At 63.5% G+C, this 816-nt stretch carries 2 protein-coding genes; both read left to right on the top strand.

What is annotated here, in order from left to right:
* Nucleotides 1-211 precede the first annotated feature (211 nt).
* Nucleotides 212-589 carry an IS66-like element accessory protein TnpA gene (gene tnpA / locus GV832_RS21705; protein WP_168776932.1) on the top strand — a complete coding sequence of 126 codons (378 nt, stop codon included), beginning with the start codon at nt 212-214 and terminating at the stop codon, nt 587-589.
* On the top strand, nt 586-816 hold a 231-nt coding region (tnpB, locus tag GV832_RS21700), incomplete at its 3' end, for an IS66 family insertion sequence element accessory protein TnpB (protein WP_168776931.1). The genes tnpA and tnpB, both read left to right, overlap by 4 nt.

Below are 816 nucleotides of genomic sequence, written 5' to 3'. Positions count from 1 at the left end.
TCCACGTCTTCGGGGGGCTTCGTGTGGATCGCTCGAACCCGCCGCCAATCCAATCCGGCAAACAGCGCCTCGAACTGCGCATGGCTCAACAGGATTAACCCGTCCGTCACGGCGGGCCAGGTAAAGCGTAAGCGGTGTCCTGTCCCCACCTTTTCTGCATTGGCCCGATGGCATCATTGGAGTCTGATGATTGTGGGGTTGGAGTTTCTCCATGGAGCAGCGATTGGAGGTTCTCCCTTTTCCTGGGCGGAGCCGTCGGAACCGGCGATGGTCGGATGAGGTCAAGGGTCGGATCGTCGCCGAGACCTTGAAGCCCGGGGTCTCTGTCGCGGAGGTGGCGCGGCGGCACGGAGTGCCTGCGAACCATATCTCGTCCTGGCGGTCCCGGGCGAAGAAGGGGGCCTTGGTTTTGCCTGCGCCCGAAGATCCGGTTGAGTTTGCGTCCCTGCTGGTTGGGCCCGCCGAGGTTCCGGCGTCCTATCCGACGGGACCCGAAGTGATCCTGGGGGCCGTTGTGATCCGCCTGGAGGTCAACGCGTCGGCCGAGCGGATCGCAGCAGTCGCGCGAGCCCTGGCGGCGGGGTCATGATCTTCCCGTCCAACCGGGTCAGGATCATGGTGGCGACCAAGCCCATCGACTTCAGGAAGGGTCACGACAGCCTGGCCGCGATGGTGAAGAACGAACTGCGCAAGGACCCGTTCACCGGGACCGTCTTCGTGTTCCGCGCCAAGCAGGCAGACCGTCTGAAGCTTCTGTATTGGGACGGAACAGGGCTGGTGATGGCCTACAAGCGGCTGGAGGATCACGGCTTTACC

Source organism: Stagnihabitans tardus (genome assembly GCF_009925085.1).
Taxonomy (GTDB): domain Bacteria; phylum Pseudomonadota; class Alphaproteobacteria; order Rhodobacterales; family Rhodobacteraceae; genus Stagnihabitans; species Stagnihabitans tardus.
Note: the sequence above shows the minus strand (reverse complement) of the source record. Positions and strands in the feature narration are given on the sequence as shown.